The 22,532-nt window shown below is 56.2% G+C and carries 20 protein-coding genes; 6 read left to right on the top strand and 14 right to left on the bottom strand.

The window, feature by feature from the left end; genetic code table 11:
* Positions 1–24: 24 nt before the first annotated feature.
* The 4 genes from MKY58_RS03045 to MKY58_RS03030 all read right to left on the bottom strand — a co-directional run bounded on the left by MKY58_RS03045 (position 25) and on the right by MKY58_RS03030 (position 3,959).
* A complete protein-coding gene (locus MKY58_RS03045; RefSeq protein WP_339323413.1) occupies positions 25–894 on the bottom strand; it encodes a carbohydrate ABC transporter permease in 870 nt (289 codons plus the stop codon).
* Entirely contained in the window at positions 891–1,847 is a 957-nt protein-coding gene (locus tag MKY58_RS03040) for a sugar ABC transporter permease (RefSeq protein WP_339323412.1), read from the bottom strand. Before MKY58_RS03040 ends, MKY58_RS03045 begins: the two co-directional genes overlap by 4 nt.
* Positions 1,848–2,043: 196 nt before the next feature.
* Positions 2,044–3,396, bottom strand: coding sequence for an extracellular solute-binding protein (locus MKY58_RS03035; protein WP_339323411.1), 1,353 nt, complete (start codon positions 3,394–3,396; stop codon positions 2,044–2,046).
* A gap of 200 nt (positions 3,397–3,596) precedes the next feature.
* The gene (locus tag MKY58_RS03030; protein ID WP_339323410.1) at positions 3,597–3,959 is read right to left on the bottom strand and encodes a helix-turn-helix domain-containing protein; all 363 of its coding nucleotides are present in this window, start codon (positions 3,957–3,959) and stop codon (positions 3,597–3,599) included.
* A gap of 272 nt (positions 3,960–4,231) precedes the next feature.
* Between MKY58_RS03030 and MKY58_RS03025 the strand changes: the two genes are divergently transcribed.
* A complete protein-coding gene (locus tag MKY58_RS03025) occupies positions 4,232–4,771 on the top strand; it encodes an NAD(P)H-dependent oxidoreductase (RefSeq protein WP_339323409.1) in 540 nt (179 codons plus the stop codon).
* Positions 4,772–4,917: 146 nt separating this feature from the next.
* Here the strand turns inward: MKY58_RS03025 and MKY58_RS03020 are convergent, their stop codons facing one another.
* The 6 genes from MKY58_RS03020 to MKY58_RS02995 all read right to left on the bottom strand — a co-directional run bounded on the left by MKY58_RS03020 (position 4,918) and on the right by MKY58_RS02995 (position 10,022).
* Positions 4,918–5,181 carry a hypothetical protein gene (locus MKY58_RS03020; RefSeq protein WP_339323408.1) on the bottom strand — a complete coding sequence of 88 codons (264 nt, stop codon included), beginning with the start codon at positions 5,179–5,181 and terminating at the stop codon, positions 4,918–4,920.
* Between the two features lie 96 nt (positions 5,182–5,277).
* A complete protein-coding gene (locus tag MKY58_RS03015) occupies positions 5,278–6,147 on the bottom strand; it encodes an inositol monophosphatase family protein (protein WP_339323407.1) in 870 nt (289 codons plus the stop codon).
* Between the two features lie 213 nt (positions 6,148–6,360).
* On the bottom strand, positions 6,361–7,362 hold the full coding sequence (uvsE, locus tag MKY58_RS03010) for a UV DNA damage repair endonuclease UvsE (protein ID WP_339323406.1): 1,002 nt from the start codon (positions 7,360–7,362) through the stop codon (positions 6,361–6,363).
* 37 nt (positions 7,363–7,399) lie between these two features.
* The gene (locus MKY58_RS03005; RefSeq protein WP_036707456.1) at positions 7,400–7,720 is read right to left on the bottom strand and encodes a hypothetical protein; all 321 of its coding nucleotides are present in this window, start codon (positions 7,718–7,720) and stop codon (positions 7,400–7,402) included.
* A 122-nt stretch (positions 7,721–7,842) separates the two neighbouring features.
* Complete coding sequence (locus tag MKY58_RS03000) at positions 7,843–8,937, bottom strand: D-alanine--D-alanine ligase (protein WP_339323405.1); 1,095 nt, start codon at positions 8,935–8,937, stop codon at positions 7,843–7,845.
* 68 nt (positions 8,938–9,005) lie between these two features.
* The gene (locus MKY58_RS02995) at positions 9,006–10,022 is read right to left on the bottom strand and encodes an amidase domain-containing protein (protein ID WP_339325032.1); all 1,017 of its coding nucleotides are present in this window, start codon (positions 10,020–10,022) and stop codon (positions 9,006–9,008) included.
* A 453-nt stretch (positions 10,023–10,475) separates the two neighbouring features.
* Between MKY58_RS02995 and acnA the strand changes: the two genes are divergently transcribed.
* Positions 10,476–13,190, top strand: a complete 2,715-nt coding sequence (gene acnA, locus MKY58_RS02990) for an aconitate hydratase AcnA (protein ID WP_339323404.1) — start codon at positions 10,476–10,478, stop codon at positions 13,188–13,190.
* Between the two features lie 118 nt (positions 13,191–13,308).
* Here acnA and MKY58_RS02985 read toward each other — a convergent pair whose 3' ends face one another.
* From MKY58_RS02985 to MKY58_RS02970, 4 genes are all read right to left on the bottom strand, one after another.
* Complete coding sequence (locus tag MKY58_RS02985; protein ID WP_339323403.1) at positions 13,309–14,274, bottom strand: hypothetical protein; 966 nt, start codon at positions 14,272–14,274, stop codon at positions 13,309–13,311.
* Between the two features lie 16 nt (positions 14,275–14,290).
* A complete protein-coding gene (locus MKY58_RS02980) occupies positions 14,291–15,289 on the bottom strand; it encodes a hypothetical protein (protein ID WP_339323402.1) in 999 nt (332 codons plus the stop codon).
* A gap of 5 nt (positions 15,290–15,294) precedes the next feature.
* Positions 15,295–16,200, bottom strand: coding sequence for a WYL domain-containing protein (locus tag MKY58_RS02975; RefSeq protein WP_339323401.1), 906 nt, complete (start codon positions 16,198–16,200; stop codon positions 15,295–15,297).
* A 112-nt stretch (positions 16,201–16,312) separates the two neighbouring features.
* Entirely contained in the window at positions 16,313–16,528 is a 216-nt protein-coding gene (locus MKY58_RS02970) for a hypothetical protein (RefSeq protein WP_339323400.1), read from the bottom strand.
* A gap of 590 nt (positions 16,529–17,118) precedes the next feature.
* Between MKY58_RS02970 and MKY58_RS02965 the strand changes: the two genes are divergently transcribed.
* The 4 genes from MKY58_RS02965 (at position 17,119) to MKY58_RS02950 (ending at position 22,476) form a co-directional block, all read left to right on the top strand.
* A complete protein-coding gene (locus MKY58_RS02965) occupies positions 17,119–17,517 on the top strand; it encodes a GntR family transcriptional regulator (protein ID WP_339323399.1) in 399 nt (132 codons plus the stop codon).
* Positions 17,517–18,614: a DUF5808 domain-containing protein gene (locus MKY58_RS02960; RefSeq protein ID WP_339323398.1), complete on the top strand. Its 1,098-nt coding sequence runs from the start codon at positions 17,517–17,519 to the stop codon at positions 18,612–18,614. Before MKY58_RS02965 ends, MKY58_RS02960 begins: the two co-directional genes overlap by 1 nt.
* A gap of 122 nt (positions 18,615–18,736) precedes the next feature.
* Entirely contained in the window at positions 18,737–20,371 is a 1,635-nt protein-coding gene (locus MKY58_RS02955) for an alpha/beta fold hydrolase (RefSeq protein WP_339323397.1), read from the top strand.
* A gap of 110 nt (positions 20,372–20,481) precedes the next feature.
* Positions 20,482–22,476, top strand: coding sequence for a S9 family peptidase (locus MKY58_RS02950; RefSeq protein ID WP_339323396.1), 1,995 nt, complete (start codon positions 20,482–20,484; stop codon positions 22,474–22,476).
* Positions 22,477–22,532 lie beyond the last annotated feature (56 nt).

The following is a 22,532-nucleotide window of genomic DNA, read 5'->3' as shown; positions in this document are numbered from 1 at the left end:
TTGCCGGCACCAAGCGGGAAACTTTCAACTTTTGACCGCGCCGGAGGTCAGGCCGGCGATGACCCAGCGGCTGAACAGCAGGAACACGATCAACAGCGGAAGCGTCGCCGTAAAGGTCGCGGACATGATCATGCCGTAATCGAGGCCGTCCCGGTTCGCAAAAAGCTGCTGCAGCGCGATTTGGATCGTAAAATGCTCGCTGTTTTTCAGCACCACGAGCGGCCAGAAAAAGTCGTTCCATACGTTCATGAAATTCAGGATGCCTAACGTCGCCATGGCCGGCGTAATGACCGGAACCGCGATGTTCCAGAAAATCCGGAAATGCCCGCCCCCGTCGATGCGCCCCGACTCGATCAGCTCGGAATGCACCGCCGTGGCCGCATACTGCCGCATCCAGAAAATGCCGAACGCGTTGACCATGGCCGGAACGATCAAGGCGCGGTACGTGTCGATCCACTGCAGCTTCGCCATGATGATGTACGTCGGAAGGACGCTGAGCTGCGACGGCACGAACAAGGTGGCGATGACGAAATAGAAAAGCGCGTTTTTGAACGGGAATTCATATTTGGCAAAAGCATACCCCGCCAGCGTGCAGAAAAAAACGACGGATACCGTCACCATCGACGAGACGAACAGGGAATTCAGCAGCGCCTGGAAAAAGTCCGTCCGCTCCAGCACGCGCTGAAAATTGTTAAAAAACTCGCCCCCGATCGTCAAGAGGGGCGGAATGTGGAAAACCGCGCCGCGGTCGTTCGTGGCGATGACGAACATCCAGTAGAACGGAAAGATCGAGATCAGGGCACCTGCGATGAGCAGGACATAAAATACGGTTTTGCCGAAAATTCCGGCTCCGCCGGGGGCCTTTGAAGGTTGGGACCAGCTGCTCGAGCTCATGCTTTGCCACCTCCCGTACTGCCTTCCATGCGGTTCGATACCCACATATTGATCATCGAAAAGATGATCGTAATGATAAACAGTATGACCGCGGTCGCGGCCGCCGTGCCGAAAAAGCCGTTGCGGAACGCTTCGCTGTACAGATACGTTACCATGGTGATGCCTTCCTCGCGCGTCGAGCCCGTTCCCGACTGTCCGAGATACACGTACGGCTCCGTAAAGAGCTGCAGCGCTCCGATGGTCGAAATGAGGGTAACGAACACGATGAACGGCTTCAGAAGCGGCATCGTAATGTACAGCAGCTGCTGGCGCCGATTGGCGCCGTCGATGCGCGCCGCTTCATACAGGTCCAGCGGGATGCTCTGCAGGCCCGACAGGAAAATGATCGCGTTGTAGCCCGTCCAGCGCCACATGACCATCGTGGAAATGGCGATTTTGACGCCCCACCACCCGGAGTTGAACGCCATGCTCTCCATGCCCATATGGTTCAGCAGCCAATTGATCATGCCGTTGTTGCCGAACAGCGTGCTGAACACGAGGGTGACGGCCACGATGGACGTAATGTTGGGCATGAAAAAAAGGACGCGGAACGTTTTCTTGAACCGGGTCATCGCCGAATTCAGCATAACCGCCAGCAGCAGGGCTATAACGAGCTGCGGAACGGTGCCCATGACGCCCATGATGAGCGTGTTCGTGAACGAAGTCCAAAACAAGGGATCGCCAGTGACCAGGTCGTAATTTTTCATGCCGACATAGGTCATCGGCCCGAGCGCATCCCATTTGAAAAAAGACAGATAGATCGTGAAGAAAATCGGGTACAAGCCGAAAATCGCAAACAAAATAAAAAAAGGCGATATGAACGTATAAGCCGTTAACCGGCTTCGCCTTTGCTCGGTCCAGAACGGCCGCTTGCCTGCCGAAACGGGCCGCGCGGCGGTGACGGGTTCTGCCATGACGCACCTCCATGAAGTCGCTTGTGATATGCCCGGAGCAGACCGGAATGAGGCTCGTGCCTGCTTCCGGCCTGCTTCGGGAGAGTCCTTCCGGCCTGACGGCAACCGCGGCGCGAACCGCCGATTCCCGAAGCGTCAACGCCTCTTTGAGGCGGTCCGCCGGTTGCCAGTCATGCCGGGTCTGCCGGCTGCCTGCTTAGCTGCGGGCCGCCAGCGTCTTCGCCTTCTCCACCGCCGCGTCCCATTCTTTCGCGGGATCGGCTTTTTTCTCCAGCACGTTTTTGAGCGCGTCCTTGAAGTAGGTATCGGTTTGGTCGTGCAGCGGACCGTAATAGATCGGTTTGACGCGCTGCGCCGCCTTGCCGTATTCCACCGCCGTCGCCTGGCCGCCGAAGAAGTCGTCCTTGAAGCCCGTAAACGCCTCATCCGTATACAAGGCCGGGATGGACGGCATCAGCCCTTTCGTTTTGAACGATTCCAGCTGGTTTTCCTTGCTGTCGAGCCATGCGATGAATTCGTACGCTTCCTTCGGATGTTTGCCCTGCTTCGGCAGCGTCAGGAACGAGCCGCCCCAGTTGCCGGCGCCCTCCGGAAGCTGGGCGATCCGCCATTTGCCCGCGGAGTCCGGACCGTTGCTTTTGATGTTGCCCGCCATCCAAGCCGGGCCGAGCATCACGCCGAACCCGCCGTCATTGGTCGCCTGTCCCCACTCCGGAGACCACAGCAGCGTATTGCCGATCCAGCCTTCCTGGATGCCTTTGACGGTAAAGTCGTAAGCTTTTTTCACCTGCGGGTTTTTGTCGCCGATGAAAGAGCCGTCTTCTTTGCTGAAGTAGATTTCCCCTTCGGATTGGTCGCGGATGGCGTTGTATACCAGGTCGGTCAGATCCGCGAACGGTTTGCCCGTCTTTTCTTTGAATTGCTTCGCCGTAGCGGCGAATTTATCCCATGTATCGATCGTTTGGCCGAATGCCTCCGGGTCGGTCGGGAGCCCGGCCTGCTCCGCCAAATCGGTGCGGAAATAGACGACGGTCGGGCCGATGTCGGTCGGAAGGCCGATCTGGAAGCTGCCGTCCTTGGAAGACCCCTGTTTCCATTTCCAGTCCAGATAGTTGCCGGCGATATCTTTGGCGCCCAATTCGTTCAGGTTGTAAAACTTGTCCTCGGCGGTGATGAACCGCTCCATGAATCCGATTTCAAGCATGAAGATGTCGGGCGCCCCGGAGCCTGCGGACAGCGCCGTCGTCAGGTTGTTGTGATGGGCCGTCTGGTCCGACGTATTTTGAAACTTGATCGTGACGTTCGGATGTTCCTTCGTGTATTCCTTGCCCAGTTCCTCGTAGTTGGTCGTTCCGAGCGACCAGAAGGTCAGCTCCACTTTTTCGCCGGAGTCCCCTTTTGCATCGCCGGATGGCGCGGCGTTGTTGTCCGTCGTGTTCCCGGGCGTCGTTTGGGTATCTTGCTTGCCGCCGTTTCCGCCGCATGCCGCGAGCGATGCCGTAAGCAGCAGCGACAGCAGCAGCAGCGGCCATTTTTTGCCTCGTTTCATTTTTCTTTTGCCCCTCTCGAAAATAAGTTTGACGTCGTCTAAGGTTTAGTCTAATCGAGGGGGCCATAAATTTTGAGGAGACAATATTTCGATTCGAGGTTGAAATTATTACGGCGCAAAAAAACGCCGAAGGATTCCCCCCGGCGCCTCCATATTCAGTTCAATTCGAAAACGGGCGGTGCTGAATCAGGCATGACGAGTTACCTGCTTGCCCGCTCCTCCTCATAACCTTCCACATAATCCCGGTGCTTAAATCCCCAGGAGCACATATCCTTAAGCACCGAGCTTAACGACTTGCCGTGCTCCGTCAGGGAATATTCGACCTTGGGCGGAATTTCCTGATAAATCTTCCGGGTGATCAGCTTGTCGCGCTCCAGTTCGCGAAGCTGGTTGGTGAGCATGCCCTGCGTTATGTTCGGAAGCTGCCTCCGCAGTTCCCCGAACCGTTTCGTCCCCTCGTGGAGCAAAATGAACAATATCAACGGCTTCCATTTCCCCCCGATCGCATGCAGCGTCGCCATGATTCCTTCCGTGTTCCCGGGGCGGCGTTCGTCCGTGCTCACGTTCTTTCGTCCCCCTTCCCTTTGATGCGGTTTCGGCTTTTTTTCCATTTTACCAAATCACACCGTTATCTTACAGTACTCTCATTTCTCGGACATAGTACGTTTTTTGGTACCATTCCGCAACCCGCGTCCGAACGGATGGTACGGTTTGAGAGACCTGGTATGAAAAAAAAGCGTACTTTTCAGAAAACGGAATCGGAACCATACTGGAGATGAATCAAACGCATGCATCATTTTGAAACCCACGTTAACCGACGAAAGGATGATTCCATATGAAAACATTGATTATTGCGGCACATCCCGATCTTGGCGTCTCCAAAGCCAATCGAGCGCTCATTGACGCGGTGAAAGGAGAGCAGGGCATTTTCGTCCACGACCTTTACGCGGAATATCCCGACTGGAACATCGACGTCGCCCGCGAGCATCGGCTGTTGACCGAACATGACCGGATCGTGCTGCAGTTTCCTTTTTATTGGTACAGCACGCCGCCCCTCCTCAAAAAGTGGTTCGACGACGTGATCCTATCCGGCTGGGCTTACGGCCCCGGCGGGGACCGTTTGAAGGGGAAGGAATTCATGGTGGCCACCACGGCGGGCGGAACGGAGAAATCCTTCCAAGCCGGCGGAGACAACTGGTATGCGATGAGCGAATATCTGAAACCGATTCAGGGGACGGTCAACAAATGCAGCGGCGTGTTTCTCCCCCCATTCGTCGTTTACGATGCCAACCGGGCGGACGGTTCCCGCTTGCGGCAAGAAGGGCAGCGGTATGCGGAGCATATCCGGATGCCTTACCGCGTCCTGGTTCACTAATAGCAACGTTTAAGCCGTCAAAGCGGACTGCATGTCGCAAAATTTTGGCGGATGTTTGACTGAACGCGCCTGAAGGTACAATCAAGTTTCTTGACGACGCAAAAAAAGCGGACGAAGTGACATATCCACTCCGTCCGCTTTGCCTCTTATTCCTGATTCTCGTGATCGGGCGTGTGTTCCCATTTCTTCGCCCGTTCCAGATATCGGTCGTACCGGTCGTCCAGCTCGCGCGCGATGCTGCGGTATTTCAACGTTTCTTCCACGATCGGATCCATTTTCGTCTGAATCCGGATTTCATATCGGGGGGAAATAAGCTCCCGCTCCTGCTCCTTGCGGTCACCCTGATCTTCCATTTCGCCTTCGGTTAGCATCTCACTAAGCTGACGCTCCAGTTCATGTTTTTCACTCATAGCAAAGACACTCCTTGCGATAGATTCCGCACCGGGGTAGGTGCTTACGATATGTGTTATCCCGTCAATCGGGAAATGAAACGCCTTCCGGCATGATCACGCGTTTTCCAGTCCGGTGGCCGCTGCTTCCTTCAAAGCCTGAACGAGCTCCGAATGCACCGCTTTGTTCGTGGCGGCAACATGGCGCGTACGAAGGGAATAAGGGTTCCCTGCCGTATCGGTGATTTGTCCGCCGGATTCGGTAACCATCAGCGCGCCCGCGGCCGTATCCCAGGCGTTCAGGCCGATTTCCCAGAATCCCGTCAGCCGGCCCGCGGCGACATAAGCCAGATGCAGCGCCGCCGAACCGCCGGAGCGGATATTGCGGACCTTCGGAGCCAAATGCATCAGCCCCGCCATGTTGACCGGAAGCGTGCTCTCGCGGCCTACGGGGAATCCCGTCGCCAGCAGGCTTTCCTCCAGCTTGGCCTCGCCGGATACCTGCATGCGTTTGCCGTGGACGTAGGCTCCCTTTCCTTTTTCGGCGACAAACATTTCGTCCCGCGAAGGATCGTAAATGACGCCGACGATCACCTCGCCTTTATGCGCAAGCGCAATGGATACGGAAAAAAACGGGAAGCCGTGCACGAAATTGGTCGTGCCGTCCACGGGATCGACGATCCACAAGTATTCTTCTTCCGCATATTTCTCGAGCGCTTGGGCCGAAGCCTCCGGACCGGGCGCAACGCCCTCTTCGCCGAGAATGGCGTGATCCGGGAAATGGGTGAAAATCAGCTTGCGGATCATCGATTCCGCACCCTTGTCCACTTCCGTGACCAGATCGCTCACCGCGGATTTGGTATTTAATTGTTTTACGGTGCCCAATCTGGTTTTAATCCATTCCCCCGCTTTGGAGGCGGCATTGATCGCCACAGCGGTATAGCTTTTGCTCGTCACGACATAAGGAGTTGTTTCCTTTTGGTTCAAAGCGCTCACTCTACTTTCCGTGTTATCGTAAGTCAAACATCTGATCGATGTGATTCCTTGAAGACAGACCGATTCTTGCAGTTATTATCTTTAAAAATATACGTGATGAAAGATTTAAAGTTTCGCCCTTTTTCACAAGGCGGTTCAAATCCGGCGGCAGCCTGAAAAGGCCTTGGCGACAGTCCAAAATCGCCGCTTCGCTCCATCGGGGATTCAGCCCGAAATTTCGATGCTCGCCCCGTCCAGCATCCGGACTCCTTCCGATTCGTAATTAGCTAAACGATTCATCAGGTCAAAAAGGGCGGCATCCTTCCGTTTGGCTTCGATCATTACGTCGATGGCCGGCGTGCTGCCTGCGATGCGGCGCAGAAAGGCAAGCAGCGGGCCCGGATCCACCAGATCGGCGTGGCTGCGCGGATCGCTTTCGCTTTTCGGGCTGGATACATGAATTTTCGGCGGCAGCGGGTGGTTCGGATCCGCATCTTTTTGCGCCAGCTCTCCGGCCCACGTTTCCTGAATGCCCGGCCAAAGCTCCCACGGCTGTTCGCCGTCGTTATTGACCCATTGATGATGCAGATCGAGCACCATGGGCAGGCCCGTCGCCCGGCAGACCTCCAGCGTTTCGGCCGCGGTAAAGGTTTTGTCGTCGTTTTCGAGCGTCAAACGCTCCTGGATTTCCCGGTCCAGCATAGCGACATGCTCTTTGAAGCGGTCGGCGGCGGACGGCTTGTCTTTGTAGGCCCCTCCGATGTGGATGTTGTTTTTCGCGGTGGCATTCAGTCCCATAGCCTTCAGCATCGCGACGTGATGCTTCAGATCCCGTACCGAATTGCGCAATACCTCCGGCCTCGGCGTGCTCAGCACCGTAAAGTGATCCGGATGAAAAGACACCCTCATCCCATGGTCGCGGACGTACTGCCCCACTTCTCCGAAAGCCCCATGCAGCGCCGCAAACGGGTCCCAATCCTGCAAGTCCTCGTGGGTCGACAGCGGGATCAGCTTGGAGGAAAAGCGGTATACCCGGATGTCATGGGCATGGTTATGCTTCAGAAGCCGCAGCGTGTTGTGCAGATTCCCTTCCGCGATCCTCTCCAGCTTGCGAATGGCCGCATCCCGGTCGCTCAGCTTGCGAAAACTCGTCATCGTCATCGTTTTGGACGGGGAAGCGTCCTGAACCTCCATCGACATGGCCACGTAGCCGAACCTTACGATCATAATTCCGCTCCTTAGGGTCTTAGTAAATGATTATACCTTAAGGATTATGTTCCCCAAAAAACATTTCGTAAGCCAAAGCCGTTTGAATCCGCGATTCCTCGTCATTCAGCTTGCGGATCAGCTCCATTTCGACCTCGGTCACCTCTTGCCCCTGAAAGTTGATTTCGGCAATGCACCCCACGATTTTGACGATGGCCACCGCGACGTTGTCCGGCGTATACGCGATCACTTTCTGCCCCGTCGGAAAAACGCGGAAGCCCTGCTTCACCATTTTGCCGCGCCCGTATTCCATCAGTTCGTACAGCTCCTGGTCGCTCTTGAACTTGCATACCGAGTTGAATTCCGTTTGAAATCCCATCCATGCACCTTCCCTTTCCCCATAAAATGGCGTTCCCTCATGCATAAAAGGTGCCCGGGCCTTTGACTGCGCCGGCCGGACACCTTATGAAACGTTTCTTCATCTTCGAGCGGGGCAGCCGCTTACGGTTCGTTCGTGTAGCTCAGCGCCTGCTTGTTTTCGTAGCGTTCGAACGCCAGCTCGATCATCCGGTCGAGAAGCGCCTGATAGCCGAGCCCCGTTTCCCTCCAGAGCAGCGGATACATGCTGTACGGCGTAAAGCCCGGCATCGTGTTGACCTCGTTGATCAAAATCGCGCCGTCCGACTTGCGGAGGAAGAAGTCCGCCCGGGTAATGCCGCTGCCTTCGATCGCCTGGAACGCGACCAAAGCCGCCTCGCGCAGGCGGTCCGCCACGTCCGGATCCACCGGAGCCGGAATGATCATCTCCGACTGGCCGTCGGTGTACTTGGCGGCGTAATCGTAATAATCGGCGGAGGATACGATTTCCCCCGGAACCGAAGCCATCGGCTCCTGGTTGCCGAGCACGGCCACCTCCACCTCGCGGGCATCGACGAATTCCTCCACGATGACCTTCAGGTCGTAACGGAAAGCAAGCTCGACCGCACGCTCCAGCTCCTCGCGGTTTCTCGCTTTGGAAATGCCGACGCTCGAGCCGAGATTGGCCGGCTTGACGAAGCATGGGTACCCCAGATCGTCTTCTACGCCTCGGATCAGATTAAAGCTGCCTTGTTCCCATTGATGTTTGGTGAAATGGCAAAACTTGCACTGCGGAAGGCCGGCCTGCGCGAAGAGCTTTTTCATCACGACCTTATCCATCCCGGCCGCCGATGCCAGCACGCCCGCCCCGACGTAAGGGATATTCGCCATTTCGAACAGCCCCTGGATGGTGCCGTCCTCGCCGAACGTTCCGTGAAGGAGCGGAAACATCAGATCCACGGCCGGATCTCCGCCGTACAATCGGCTGAAAATCGCGCCAAGCGCCGCTTCGGTGCCTTCCCCGCCTTCCTCCAGCTTCAGCTTTTCCACCTTGTCGAGCGGAGCGGACAGCGCGGGTCCCTTTTTCCATTCCCCCTGCTTCGTGATGTAAAACGGAATCAGCTCGTATTTATCGTAATCAAAGGCGTTCATGACCGCAAAAGCCGTTTGCAGCGACACCTCGTGTTCGCCTGATTTGCCGCCGTATACCAGCCCTACGGTTGTTTTGTTGTTCCCCATGCCTAACCTCTCTCTTTTTTACTGTATTGCAGGCTGCTCCTGCTGTCGTACCTTATCATTATAACGCTCTAGAAGTAGTCCGGGATATGCAAAAAACGGTACGCGGTATTTTCGGTCCACGCATAGGAATCCCTGTAATCCCAGTAACGGTGCCGGCTGCTGACCGTGTGCGCGTTCACCAGCGGCTGCCCGCCGGCATCGAAAGCGGTGACGATCGTCGAATGCTGGAAGGAGCCGTCCCCGTCCCAATCATAAAAAATGACGTCGCCGAGCATCAGCTGCTCCGGACGTTCCACCAGTTCCCCCCGGGTTCCCCAGGTGCTTGCCGCGAGAAAAGCGGACAACGCGTTGGACACGGCCCAACTGTAGCTCCACCATTCCTTGCCGCCGACATATCCCTTGTACCACCAGCCCGTTTCTCTTCTACCAGTATAGTTGATTGGCGCACCGCCTGCAAAGAGACATTGGGAGATGTAATTCGTGCAATCCACGTCGAAAACCGCAAACTCGGGATTATAGGAATTCCACCAGCGGTCGGCATACGCAGCCGCTTCCTCCCGGCGGTACCGGACGGACTTCCGGTTGATTCCCCCGCCCAGGATGTACGGGTTCAGGTAAGGCTGGGGACTGCTGCCGTAGGACGGGTCACCGGACTGCTGCGGTTCCGCAAAGACGTCGATGCCCGCCGCCGACGGATGCTTTTCCGGCGTGAGATGCTCCACGGACACGATGACCCAATCGTCGCCGTCGCGGATCAGCGTCAGGCGCTCCCTCTGGATCGTTTCCTCCGCATGGGTCACCCCTCCTTTTTCATAAAAAAGCTGCACATGGAGCTGCACGTCGACGACCGCTTGATCCGGGGCGTCCTGGATCGTCCGCAGCAGCTTGGCCCTTGTTTCGCTGCGAAGAGGCCGGGCCCCGCGCGCTTCGTACCATTGCGAAAGCCGGAAGGAACGCTCCGCCTTGGCCATCAGATAACCCGGGTCGGTGACGACCTGCTCCCCTTGCTGCGACCGGTAATCGATCTGCAGCTGATTATATTGGTTCACATAGGTGTAGAGTGTCTGTTTCCATTCCTTCTCCATCCGCTCTAATCCCCTCTCGTTTCCGTTACTTGCAGCCGTTTTCAGGCCCTGAACGGGCTTCAGGCTCGAACAAGCCATGAAACGGCTTCCTAATATAACGTATATGAACCGAAACGAGCCGCTATGAACTTCATTCATCCGCGGTTGAAAGAGGCGGCCCGGGGAAAGAATGATATCCGGCGGTTTTTGGGAATGCGAATTCCTTGGCGCCGCAAGGATCGGGAGGCCTCCCGGGCAGTCGTCCTTCTTCCTTTTATCCCGCCTTTCGTTTCATATAAATAGACGCAAAAAGTTCTTTACTCCCCGGCTTGTAAACGGTATACTAAAAGCAAACCTCACTATTTTGAAATTATGTTTCATCTAGTGAAACAGGAACGGCAAAGTGATTGCCCTATCGCTTACCGCATCCCACCGAAAATGTTCACGAGAGCACATTCTTAAGGAGGTACATGTATGACAGCAAAGGATCAATTCTCCACAGCCCGCAGCCTGGAAGTCGGCGGCAAAACATACCGCTACTACAGCCTGAAGGCGCTTGAAGAACAGGGACTCGGCAGCATTTCCAAGCTCCCGTTCTCGATCAGAGTGCTTCTGGAAGCCGCCGTCCGCCAATTTGACGGCCGCGCGATTACCGAGGAGCATATCAAACAGCTGGCAAAATGGAACGAAGGCGTAGGCCGCAACAAAGAAATTCCGTTTATCCCGGCGCGGATCGTGCTCCAGGACTTCACCGGCGTTCCGGTCGTCGTCGACCTTGCCGCGATGCGCGACACCGTGAAAAAAGCCGGTGGCGATCCGAAGAAGATCAACCCGCTCGTACCGGTCGACCTCGTTATCGACCACTCCGTTATGGTTGATGCCTTCGGCACAAGCCAGGCGCTGAACTATAACATGGAAGTCGAATTCGAGCGCAACGAAGAACGCTACCGCTTCCTGCGCTGGGCGCAAACGGCGTTCAATAACTTCCGCGCGGTTCCGCCGGCAACGGGGATCGTTCACCAGGTCAATCTGGAATACCTTGCGTCCGTGGCAGCCACCAAAACGGTTGACGGCGAAACCGTCGTCTACCCTGACTCCCTCGTCGGAACGGACTCCCATACGACGATGATCAACGGTCTCGGCGTCGTGGGCTGGGGCGTCGGCGGCATCGAAGCCGAAGCCGGCATGCTCGGACAGCCGCTTTATTTCGTCACGCCGGACGTCATCGGCTTTAAGCTGACAGGCAGCCTGACAGAAGGCGCAACCGCGACCGACCTGGCCCTGACGGTCACCGAAATGCTGCGCAAAAAAGGCGTCGTCGGCAAATTCGTCGAATTCTTCGGTCCTGGACTTGCCAACATCAGCCTGGCGGACCGCGCGACCGTAGCCAACATGGCACCGGAATACGGCGCGACCATCGGCTTCTTCCCGGTTGACAGCGAAACGCTGGCCTACCTGCGCAACACCGGCCGCTCCGACGAACAAGTCGAGCTGGTGGAAGCTTACTATAAAGCACAAAACATGTTCCGTACGGCCGACATGGAAGACCCTGAGTTCACGGACATCATCGAACTCGACCTGGCTTCCGTCGTACCGAGCCTTGCCGGACCTAAACGTCCGCAGGACCGCATCGAGCTGACGAACATGAAAAAAGCCTTCAACGATATCGTGCGCACGCCGATCGAAAAAGGCGGATACGGTCTCAGCGATGCCAAAATCGAAGAGAAAGTGACCGTGAAACATGCGGACGGCACCACCAGCCAAATGGGAACCGGCGCCGTCGTCATCGCCGCGATCACGAGCTGTACCAACACGTCCAACCCAAGCGTTATGCTGGGCGCGGGCATCTTGGCGAAAAAAGCGGTTGAACGCGGCCTGAAAAAACCGGGCTACGTAAAAAGCAGCTTGACGCCGGGCTCCCTGGTCGTTACCGAATATTTGGAAAAAGCAGGCCTGCTTGAATCCCTGGAGGCCCTCGGCTTCTACGTTGCAGGTTATGGCTGCGCGACTTGCATCGGCAACTCCGGTCCGCTGCCGGACGAAGTCAGCCAAGCGATCGCCGACAACGACATGACCGTAGCCGCCGTATTGTCCGGCAACCGGAACTTCGAAGGCCGCGTCCATGCTCAGGTCAAAGCCAACTACCTGGCTTCGCCTCCGCTCGTCGTAGCCTACGCGCTGGCCGGAACGGTCAACATCGATCTGCAAAACGATCCGATCGGCCATGACCAGGAAGGCGAGCCTGTCTATCTGAAGGATATCTGGCCGACTTCCGCGGAAATCAAGGAAGCCATGAACCAATCCATGGACGCGGAAATGTTCCGCAAAAAATACGCCAACGTCTTTACCGCCAACGAACGCTGGAACGCGATTCCGGTTCCGGAAGGCGAACTGTACGAGTGGGACGAAAAATCCACTTACATCCAGAATCCGCCGTTCTTCAAGAACCTCGGCACGCAGCTGGATGACATTAAGGACATCAACGCCGCTAACGTACTGGCACTGCTCGGAGATTCCGTCACGACCGACCATATCTCCCCTGCCGGCAACATCTCGCCGACAAGCCCTGCAGGCCTGTACCTGAAAGAGCACGGCGTTGAACGCAAAAACTTCAACTCCTACGGCTCCCGCCGCGGCAACCATGAAGTCATGATGCGCGGCACGTTCGCCAACATCCGGATCCGCAACCAGGTTGCGCCTGGAACGGAAGGCGGCGTTACGACGTACCTGCCTACGAACGAAGTGATGTCCATTTATGATGCATCCATGAAGTATCAAAACGAAGACCGCAACCTGGTCGTCATCGCAGGCAAGGAATACGGCACGGGAAGCTCCCGCGACTGGGCGGCCAAAGGAACGTTCCTGCTTGGCGTCAAAGCCGTTATCGCCGAAAGCTTCGAACGGATTCACCGCAGCAACCTCGTCGGCATGGGCGTGCTTCCGCTGCAGTTCCAAGAAGGAACCGGCTGGAAGAGCCTTGGCCTGACCGGCAGGGAAACCTTTGACATCGTGGGTCTGAGCAACGACGTGCAACCTGGCCAGACGCTGACCGTGAAAGCGACGCGCGAGGACGGCACGACCTTCGAATTCCCGGTTACGGCCCGTCTGGACAGCATGGTGGACGTGGATTACTACCACAACGGCGGCATTCTGCAAACCGTGCTTCGCCAAATGATCGCAAACCAATAATAAGCTTAATGAAAAAGGCGTACCCCAGCCATGATGCATGGCTCGGGGACGCCTTTTTTCTTTCGTGTATGGAGGTGAATCGCGCTTATCTTCAATACGATGCCGGCAACCGGAAACTCTATCTCAGCCCGACATGGTCAAAGCGGTTCCGGATCCGTTCATGCATAAACGTCTTGATCCGTCCGATCGCCTCCTGCTCCGCACGCTGCGCTTCATCGAATAATCGAACGAGATTTCGGGCCTGTCGTTTCATGCTTGGATCCTCGGCAATGAGGCCCAGCACCTCGCGAAACGCTTGTGCCGTCTTTCGGTAAGCTTGAGCCGCCGGTTCAAGCTGCGGCCATAAAGACGCCAGCACGCCTGTATATTCGCCGACATCCCTTTTGGCGGCCGCATAACATTCGAAAACCTCGCCGGCCTGAACGGGATCGAATGCACCTCCATGGAGTGCCTGCTTGATCGCATCATAAGCCTTAGAGCCGCAGGCATAATCCGCTTCGGGGAGCATCCGGTCATGCGTCTCCCATTTGTAGATTGCTTGCATAAGAGATTCCTTATAAATTTCGATCGGATCGAGCTCAACCGTATCTTCGAGTATCTGATAATACCAGTAGGGGGAACGATTCTGTCCGAATTCCCCGTACGGCAATCGCTGCAGCCTATGCCCGGAGCCGTCGTCGTAATACAGGATGCCTTTTTCGTCGTCATATCCGGCTGCAACGGCAAAGCAGTCCTTCCAGAACACGGCTCCAATTCCCCGGTCCAGCGACGCCTTAATTTCGGCAACCGCCTCCTGCCGATATAACGGAAACGTCGGGTGAAAGGTAAACCCGGCGGATGACGAAGCAGTAACTCCCATAAAATCCGCGGCGAGAAAGTTTTCCGCCACCCAATTGTATGCCGTCGGCGACTCGGCGGTTAAACGCCGATGGACCGCAAACCGGAAGCCGGTAACGGTCATGCCGGCAAGCATCGCCTTGGAACAGGACGTCCAGCCGGCATGGGTCAACACCGCATGCATCGCATCGATGTAGGATCTGGACTCCGTCGTCATGCGCAAATCTTTCAGGATGGTATTGGCCATAACTTCTCCCTTCCGTTTATCTTGCGGTATGCAGTCCCCATCGCGGAACCGTCGACCGTTTCAAATCCGGATATTGGACGGAGATGCTTTTAAAAACGCCCATCGCCCGCTCCTCCAGCTTCTCCGCCTCCTTCAGCACCCCGATCAGTGCCGGAATGCTCTCCTGGCTGAGCGTTCGGCCCTGGTTCGCGGAAACGGTCCAACGCTCCGCCGGTTCCATCATGCCCGCAAGCTGCTCGTAACATGCCGCCGCTTCCTGCAACCCCGGAAACATGAGGGACGCCTCCTGCAGAAAAAGCATGATTTCCGTCCTCGAGGCCCGAAAGGCATCCCAAACATAAACGGCGCCAAACGAGTCAAAGTCCCCTTGCTCCAGCGCATGGATAAAATACGAATAAGCCTTCCTTCCGGAAGCAATGCTGCGGTTCGGGGGAACCGGATGCGGGGTCTCCCAATCGTCCAGCGCCATACGGAGTGCCTCGAGAACCATGTCTTTGGCCCCGATGTCCACTTTCCCGCCAAACATTTGCGCATACCAAAACGGGGTGAAGTTGATGCCGAAATTATCGTACAACACGATTTTGCTTTCCGCGGAGTACCCGTCCTGCACGTAAAAAATCCGGTCGGCATCGTCATATCCGTGGATGACGCCGAATTCGGGAAGCCAATACACCGCTCCAAGTCCGCGGTCCAGGCTGGATTTGATCCACTTGACGGCATCCTGCTGATATTTCTTAAACGTGGGATGCCGCGTCCTGCCTGCATCCGCCACCGTAAAAATGCCGAGGCTGTCGGCGGCCCGCTTATGAACTGTCCCCCACTCCCCGTAAGCCGTTACCGAAAGCGGCAGCAGCCGTTCATGTACGGAAAAGATGAAGGCCATGCCGCTCAGCGCGGACAGCCTGTATTTCGGTCCGGAGAATAACCCGGCTCCCGTCAGGACAGCGTACAGGCTGTCGGTAAAAGACTTCGATTCCCTTTTCATCTCCAGTCCGCGCAGAATCACTTCGGCCATCGGCATCATTCCTCTCCATCCAAGCATTTTAAAATTTGTCCGCACCGGTTCTGCAGCTTGGTTTTCAGCCATTTGGGAGATACCAGGTTCAGCCACCCGCCCAGCAAAAGCTGCTGCAGGAACGCGTCGTCGTCATAAAAGTCGATGTCGTAAAAGCCGTCCCCGGCGGGTCTTGCCGGATAACCATGCCAGGCCTCCCCCTGAAGCTCCCGATCCAGCCTAAGCCGGGCCGTAAAAGGTTGGATCGCGGGAGGTCTGCCCTTTACAAAAGGAACGTCCTCCGCTTCGTTTATCTCGAACATGCGATTCGTCACATGCAGGCTTTCGATGGCGTCCAGCCGGTAGAGGCGCGTTTTCCCCTCATATTCTTGGTACGCTGCAACATAATCGGCGTTGTATCGGGACACCAGACGCACCGGACATACGTCCTCCCGGAACTCTCCGTTTTCGGACCGGTAATGGAGATGCACGGTCCTTCGCTGCTCGATCGCAAACGACAGCTGCCCGCTGATATGGATAAGCCGGGGATCGGCATCGAAATAAGGAAGCCTCCCGGCTCCCTCCCCTTCTTCCTCGCCCGCAAACCTGCCCAGCAGGTGTGCGACCCGCTGAACGCCGGACGGGGCATCGGTGCTATACTCCCCGTATTTTCGGGCCAAAAATTTCAGCACCGACTTTTCTTCTTCCGTCATGTACAAATGCGGCAGCATGTACGTTTTATCCTCGTAACCGTATCCACGGTGTTTGGCTATATAAACGAGCGGCGCCCGCAATGAAACCGCAAGGTATTCGATGTCGCGCTGCGCCTGCCTTCTGGAAATTTCGAATTGAAGGGCAAGATCCCTGCTGCTCGGATAATGCCCTCCCCTAATCCGCTGGTCAAACCAGTGAATCCTGTGCATATTGCTCATATCTTGCTTCTCCTTGTCAGAAGATCATGCCCTTCAGCTATATTGAAGCATTTGCAGGCTCTGGGATACAAGCGGTTTTTGAATCTTTTTCCTGCTGAAAAACGTTTGATCCTTACTCCGTCCGAACGGCCGGTTCCGGATTTCGGCTGGCGGCGTCAACCCTTTCTTGTGTGGCTTTAAAGCATTTTTTGCAGACTTTCATGGATGCGCCTTCCGTACTCGTGCGGGTATATAAAAGCTTGATCCGCCCGCTGCCGCAAACCGGACATGTCCCCCGGCCTCTGGACGGCAAATTCCATAATACGCGTCCCCGTTTCGTTTTTGCCATGAACATACAACCTCTTTTCATTCATTTTTCCGAGTTACATGCCCATTATAGGAGATGTGATGCGACATAAAATGTCGTAACAGTTTGCGCTTTCGCATTTTTTGCAAAATGGAGCGTTTCGAAATATGATGTTTATAACCGCCATGAAACGGGTAATGGTTCTACACAAGCCGCGCCGAAAAATAAGGGCGCTTCCGGTTTGCTGCCGCCATGACGCATGCAGGGCTAGCAAACCTTCGGAAGGAGAGATCATGATGAATGTGCCGCGCATTGCGCCTTTTCACCATTCGTATCCAAGACCACAGATCATCGCATCGAGGAAAAAGGAAAACCTCGAGCAAAACGCAACCTTCAAAGAGCTGCTCATGAAAAAAATGAAGCAAAAACAACAACGTGAATAACCTATCGCTTCGAGAACCAAAGCGTCTGCTTAAGCAGGCGCTTTTTTTGCGCAAGCCCGGCCGCCGTTTGCGGCTTTTTTGAGCTGCGGCTTTGGTCAAAGCCCTTATTTACACCCAAAATTCTATCTGTTATATTTGTAGTATAACAGTTGCACTTTTGACATTTTGTTTGCGAAAGAAGGGCTTCTTATGATCATCCGTCTGGATATGCAGTCGGAACTTCCCATTTATACGCAGCTGATTAATCAGATTATCGAAGGCATCGCGAGCGGCAGCCTGCAGCCGGGAGAAGACCTCCCGTCCGTCCGGAGCCTTGCCGCGGATATCGGCGTCAACCTGCATACCATCAACAAAGCGTACACGCTGCTCAAACAGGAAGGCTACATTCAGATCCACAGGCAAAAAGGCGTCGTCGTCAATCCGGACGGCATGCCTCCCGCTACGCCGGAGTTTGAGCAGAAGCAGGCGGAGCAATTCAGGCCGCTGATCGCCGAAGCCATATGCCGGAGCATGGATAAGGCGAGCCTGCTGCAAATCGTCGAATCCATTTATGAAGACATCTCACATGGCAAAAAGGAGAATGCATAATGTACTGGATTTCTGCTTTCATGATTGTCGCCCTCTTCATCCCCATCATCATCGCGCTGATTTCCATACCGTTTCTCAGCAGGGAAACCGTCAGTTTCGGCGTTTCGGTCAGCGAAGAGATGTATCACAGCCCGCAGCTGCGGCAGATGAGACAACAATTTGCCTGGATCAGCGGCACGTTGTATGCCATCCTGCTGCTCGGCTGCCTGTATTCGCTGATGAACGCCGGCGAAGAAGGCCAGGCCGCCGTAATATCCATCTTTATTACCGCCGTGATTGTTTGCTCGGCAGCAATGAACTTCGCCTTTTACCTGAGAATGAAAAAAACGAAGGCCTCCCTGCCGACCGCGGTGCAGCAGAGCGGAAAAATCGCGATCGACACCCGGTTCCGCAGCAAAAAGATCACGGTTTCCAACCGCTGGTTCGTCCTGCATATTGCCGTCATGCTGATCAGTGCCATCCTTGCGTTTGCGTACTACGACCAATTCCCTGAGACGATCGCGATGAAATACGACTGGCATGGCGAAATCACCCGCTCCGTCGACAAATCGCTGCGGGCGGTGCTCGGTCCGAACCTGATGCAGCTTGTCATGATTTTCCTGTTTATGTTCATGAACTGGATGATCCTGAAAAGCAAGCAGCAGATCCATCCCGACCATCCCGAGCTTTCGGCGCAGCGGAATGCGCTTTTCCGCCTCCGGTGGTCGATGTTTAACGTCGTCTCGGGGATGTTGATCACGCTGTTGCTGTCGTTTATTCAGCTAAATATGCGCTACAATCTGCCCGGCAACGTCGTGTTTCCCATCACGCTGCTGATGCCGTCCATCATCATCGTGATGGCCCTTGTCCTCTCGTTTACGACCGGACAAGGAGGCCGCCGCATTGGCCGCCCTTCCGGGACCGCCAGCGCGACTGCCGTGAATGACGACCGTTTCTGGAAACTCGGCTTTATTTATTACAATCCGGACGATCCGGCCATGTTCGTGGAAAAGCGGATGGGCATCGGCTGGACGATCAATTTCGCCAGACCGGCGGCATGGATGATTTTTGCGGGGATTCTGCTCCTCATATTTGCCGCCAGTTTTTTCACAGGTTGATCAACGAAATTGGAGCATCCGCGGTTTCATCGGCATCGGACATCCTAGAATCCAACCTCCGCCTTCATACGATGCCTTTCATTATATATAAAGGGGCTAACCGCTCCAGAGGAGGAAACGTCATGAAAAAAAATTCAAAGAAACTGCGCAAATTTGCCGCCGCATCCCTTGCGCTGGCGCTGTCCGTACCTGCAGCCTCCGCCGCTGCAGAATCGTCCAAGGACAAGACGGCGTACGTGTCGGTACGCGAAGCCGCGTCCAAGCTGGGCGTAGAGGTTCGCTGGGATCAAGCTGCCCGCACGGTCACGCTGGTCAAAGGCGGCCAAACCCTCGTGCTGACCCCGGGCAAAGCCCAAGGCGTATTCAACGGCAAAGCCGTAAACGTGGGAGGTCCGGTTCAGCTCGTTTCCGGCAAAACGCTTGTGCCTGCCGGTTTCCTTTCCGGCATTTTCAGCCAACCGGCAACCCCGGGGGAAACTAACAACCCGGAAGCTTCCCAAGACGCCGCCGATTTGTTTCTGAAGGAGCTGCAAGCGGGCAACGGCGCCAAAGCCGCCGAATACATGAGCCCCGCTTTCCAAAAAGCGCTGCCTGTTCAAGCCGTCAACGGCTTGTGGAGCAATTACGAGCAGCTGTATGGGAAGGCGCCTTCGAAACCCGCTGCCAGAACGGAGCAAACGAATGCCGTCTACCGCAACGTTTCCTATCTGCTTCAGTGGGGACAAATGCCGGTGGAAGTAACGCTCAGGCTGAATGGCGAAGGCCGGGTGGATGACATGTATATCGGCCCTTCCAGCTCTGGGGGATACCAAAAGCCCGCTTATGACAACCCGGCCGCCTATACGGAACAGGAAGTGCGCATCGGTGAAGGCCAGTGGGCCTTGCCCGCCACGTTGACCCTTCCGCAAGGCGAAGGACCGTTCCCTGCCGTCGTGCTTGTCCACGGCTCCGGGCCTCATGACCGCGATTCCTCGATGGGCGCGGCCAAGCCGTTCCGCGACCTGGCCGTCGGTTTGGCGGCCAAAGGCATCGCCGTTCTTCGCTATGACAAGGTGACCTACGAGCATACCTTCAAGGTTGCGGCCGATCCGAAGTTCACGCTGAAGAAGGAAACCGTGGATGACGCCGTCACCGCCGTCAAGCTGCTCAAACAAACGCCTAAGATCGATCCGGGCCGGATCTTCGTCGCAGGCCACAGCCAAGGCGGTTTTGCGATGCCGCTGATCATCGATGCGGACCAAAGCAAGGACATCGCGGGCGCGATCGTGCTCTCGGGCCCTAGCCTGAAGTTTGCCGATACGCTGATCGAGCAGCAGCAGGAGCTGGTTGCGCGCGTCAAAAAGCTGGGCCAGGACCCTGCCCCGTTCGAACAGCAGGCGGCTGCATGGACTCAAATCGCCCAGCTGGTGAACGATCCGCAGTATACCGTGGACCATATGCCGGAAAAATTCCCGCTCTCCCCGGCGTATTGGTGGTTTGAGCAGAAAAACTATAAACCCGTCGATCTGGCCGTCAAGCAACAAACGCCGATGCTCGTCCTGCAAGGCGAAAACGACTGGCAGGTAACGATGAACCAGTTCAATGAGTGGAAAAAATCGCTTCAAGGCCGGAGCGGCGTCGAATTCAAGTCGTATCCGAAAATGAATCATCTGCTCGCGGAATACGACGGCATCTCCATCGGTGCCGAATATGCGATGCCGTCCAACGTATCTTCCGCGCTGATCTCCGATATCGCGGCGTGGATTCAGAAAAAGTAACGGACTGCGGGGTTCTCGGCTTCCGAAGGAATCGGGATGGAATTTACGTCCAATCTCTGGGATAATGAACTCATGAAATGGTTCATCTTTTATATGGGAGGTCTTTTTCGATGAGTGAGAAACGCGTAATGACAGCCGAGGACCTGTACCGCATCCGCTGGGTAAGCGATCCTGCAGTCTCGCCCGAAAACGGCGCGACTGCGTACATACTGAAATCGGTCAACGACAAACATGACGGATACGTGACCCAAATCCGCCTGATTCAGCCCGGCGGCGCGGACGTTCCGTTTACGGCCGGCGAGCAGGACGGAGCGCCGCAGTGGTCCCCTGACGGTTCGCAGCTGGCTTTTCTCCGGAAAAAAGGCGATGCGCGCCAGGTGTGGATCATGCCCGCCCATGGCGGCGAAGCCCAGGCCGTGACCGAATTGAAGCATGGAGTAAGCGCATTCAAATGGTCGCCGGACGGTTCCGCCCTGCTTCTTAAAGCCGAAGCGCCGGACGACAAGGAAGAGCAATTGGACGCCAAAGCCAAGGACGAACCTGCGCTGCCCGAGGAAAAAATCGTGGACCGCATCCGTTACAAAGCCGACGGCGTCGGTTCGCGAAGCGGCCGCAGATCGCATTTATTCGTATTCGACATCGCGGGCGCAAGCAGCGTCCAGATAACGTCGGGCGCGTTTGACGTCGGGGCTTTCGCCTGGTCGCCGGACGGCAGTCGCATCGCGTATACGGCGGAGCTGCCTACGGACGAGTATGCCGACGCCGATCTGAGACCGACGAACGATCTGTATGTAACGGATCGTACGGGAAGCGAAACGCGCCGGCTGACGGACGGCAAAATCAGCATCGGTTCCGTCAGCTATACGCCGGACGGCGGATCCATCCTGATGCTTGCGGATGATCTGTCCTGCGGTTACGCCACGCTGACCCGCATATATCTCATCCCGGCGGAAGGCGGCGAATACCGCGCCCTCTATACCGATCTCGACATTCAGATCGGCCACAGCTGCGTCAGCGATATGCGCGCAGGCGCCGGAACGCCGCCGGTCTTCAGCCCGGACGGAGCGCATGTGTACCTTCAGGTGAGCCAGCTGGGGCGCGTCGAGATCGCCCGTTATGCCCTCGACGGCTCCGAATTCGAAATCGTCGCCGGCGGGGACCGCGAGATCTACCAGTTCGCCCTGACGCCGGAAGGCAGCCTCGTATTTGCCGCTGCCGATCCTTTGCACCCCGGCGATTTGTACCGGCTGGAACTGCAGGGCAGAACGGAAACCCGCTTGACCGAATGCAACAAAGAGCTATGGAGCGAGCTGACGCTGAGCGAGCCGGAAGAGTTCCGGTACGCGGCCGGAGACGGCTGGCCGATGCAGGGCTGGATCATGAAGCCGATCGGCTTCAAGGAAGGCTCCAAGGTACCGGCCGTTCTCGAAATCCACGGCGGACCGCAAGCCATGTACGGCCATACGTTCATGCATGAGTTCCAGCTGCTGGCCGCCGCCGGTTATGCGGTATTCTACACGAATCCGCGCGGCGGGCACGGCTACGGCCAGGTCCATGTCAACACGGTCCGCGGGGACTATGGAGGACGGGATTACCTCGACCTGATGGAATTTACGGACTACGTGCTGGACCACTATCCTTTCGTGGACGGCTCCCGTCTCGGCGTGACCGGCGGAAGCTACGGAGGATTTATGACCAACTGGATCGTCGGCCATACGAACCGCTTTCAGGCGGCCGTCACCCAGCGTTCCATCTGCAACTGGCTTTCGTTCTACGGCGTGAGCGATATCGGCTACCACTTCACGGAGGACCAAATCTGGGGCAATGCGTGGGATGACGTCGAAAAGCTGTGGAAGCATTCCCCGCTTGCTTATGTCAAAAACGTAAGCACCCCGCTGCTCATCCTTCACGGCGAGCAGGACATGCGCTGTCCAATCGAGCAGGGCGAGCAGATGTTCGTCGCGCTGAAGCGGCTGGGCAAAGAAACGCAGCTGATCCGTTTCCCGGGGGCGGATCACAATCTGTCCCGGAGCGGCAATCCGTATCTTCGCACAAGACGCCTCAGCCATATCGTCCGCTGGTTCAAAGAGCATATCGAGGTATAAAATCAAACAAAGCCCGCGCCGACCGTTACGTTTACGGTCGACGCGGGCTTTTTGCC

The organism is Paenibacillus sp. FSL W8-0194, from assembly GCF_037969745.1.
GTDB lineage: Bacteria > Bacillota > Bacilli > Paenibacillales > Paenibacillaceae > Paenibacillus_AQ > Paenibacillus_AQ cookii.
This window is presented reverse-complemented; position numbering and strand designations above follow the sequence as displayed.

What these genes read in the sequence shown, in the direction of transcription:
- MKY58_RS03020 (WP_339323408.1), bottom strand. Translation starts at nt 5,181, where the DNA reads ATGAGTGAAAAACATGAACTGGAGCGTCAGCTTAGTGAGATGCTAACC.
- MKY58_RS02960 (WP_339323398.1), top strand. Translation starts at nt 17,517, where the DNA reads ATGTACTGGATTTCTGCTTTCATGATTGTCGCCCTCTTCATCCCCATC.
- MKY58_RS03040 (WP_339323412.1), bottom strand. Translation starts at nt 1,847, where the DNA reads ATGGCAGAACCCGTCACCGCCGCGCGGCCCGTTTCGGCAGGCAAGCGG.
- MKY58_RS03005 (WP_036707456.1), bottom strand. Translation starts at nt 7,720, where the DNA reads ATGGGATTTCAAACGGAATTCAACTCGGTATGCAAGTTCAAGAGCGAC.
- MKY58_RS03045 (WP_339323413.1), bottom strand. Translation starts at nt 894, where the DNA reads ATGAGCTCGAGCAGCTGGTCCCAACCTTCAAAGGCCCCCGGCGGAGCC.
- MKY58_RS02965 (WP_339323399.1), top strand. Translation starts at nt 17,119, where the DNA reads ATGATCATCCGTCTGGATATGCAGTCGGAACTTCCCATTTATACGCAG.
- MKY58_RS03000 (WP_339323405.1), bottom strand. Translation starts at nt 8,937, where the DNA reads ATGGGGAACAACAAAACAACCGTAGGGCTGGTATACGGCGGCAAATCA.
- MKY58_RS02995 (WP_339325032.1), bottom strand. Translation starts at nt 10,022, where the DNA reads ATGGAGAAGGAATGGAAACAGACACTCTACACCTATGTGAACCAATAT.
- MKY58_RS03035 (WP_339323411.1), bottom strand. Translation starts at nt 3,396, where the DNA reads ATGAAACGAGGCAAAAAATGGCCGCTGCTGCTGCTGTCGCTGCTGCTT.
- MKY58_RS02955 (WP_339323397.1), top strand. Translation starts at nt 18,737, where the DNA reads ATGAAAAAAAATTCAAAGAAACTGCGCAAATTTGCCGCCGCATCCCTT.
- MKY58_RS02950 (WP_339323396.1), top strand. Translation starts at nt 20,482, where the DNA reads ATGAGTGAGAAACGCGTAATGACAGCCGAGGACCTGTACCGCATCCGC.
- MKY58_RS02980 (WP_339323402.1), bottom strand. Translation starts at nt 15,289, where the DNA reads ATGGCCGAAGTGATTCTGCGCGGACTGGAGATGAAAAGGGAATCGAAG.
- MKY58_RS02970 (WP_339323400.1), bottom strand. Translation starts at nt 16,528, where the DNA reads ATGGCAAAAACGAAACGGGGACGCGTATTATGGAATTTGCCGTCCAGA.
- uvsE (WP_339323406.1), bottom strand. Translation starts at nt 7,362, where the DNA reads ATGATCGTAAGGTTCGGCTACGTGGCCATGTCGATGGAGGTTCAGGAC.
- MKY58_RS03025 (WP_339323409.1), top strand. Translation starts at nt 4,232, where the DNA reads ATGAAAACATTGATTATTGCGGCACATCCCGATCTTGGCGTCTCCAAA.
- MKY58_RS02985 (WP_339323403.1), bottom strand. Translation starts at nt 14,274, where the DNA reads ATGGCCAATACCATCCTGAAAGATTTGCGCATGACGACGGAGTCCAGA.
- MKY58_RS02975 (WP_339323401.1), bottom strand. Translation starts at nt 16,200, where the DNA reads ATGAGCAATATGCACAGGATTCACTGGTTTGACCAGCGGATTAGGGGA.
- acnA (WP_339323404.1), top strand. Translation starts at nt 10,476, where the DNA reads ATGACAGCAAAGGATCAATTCTCCACAGCCCGCAGCCTGGAAGTCGGC.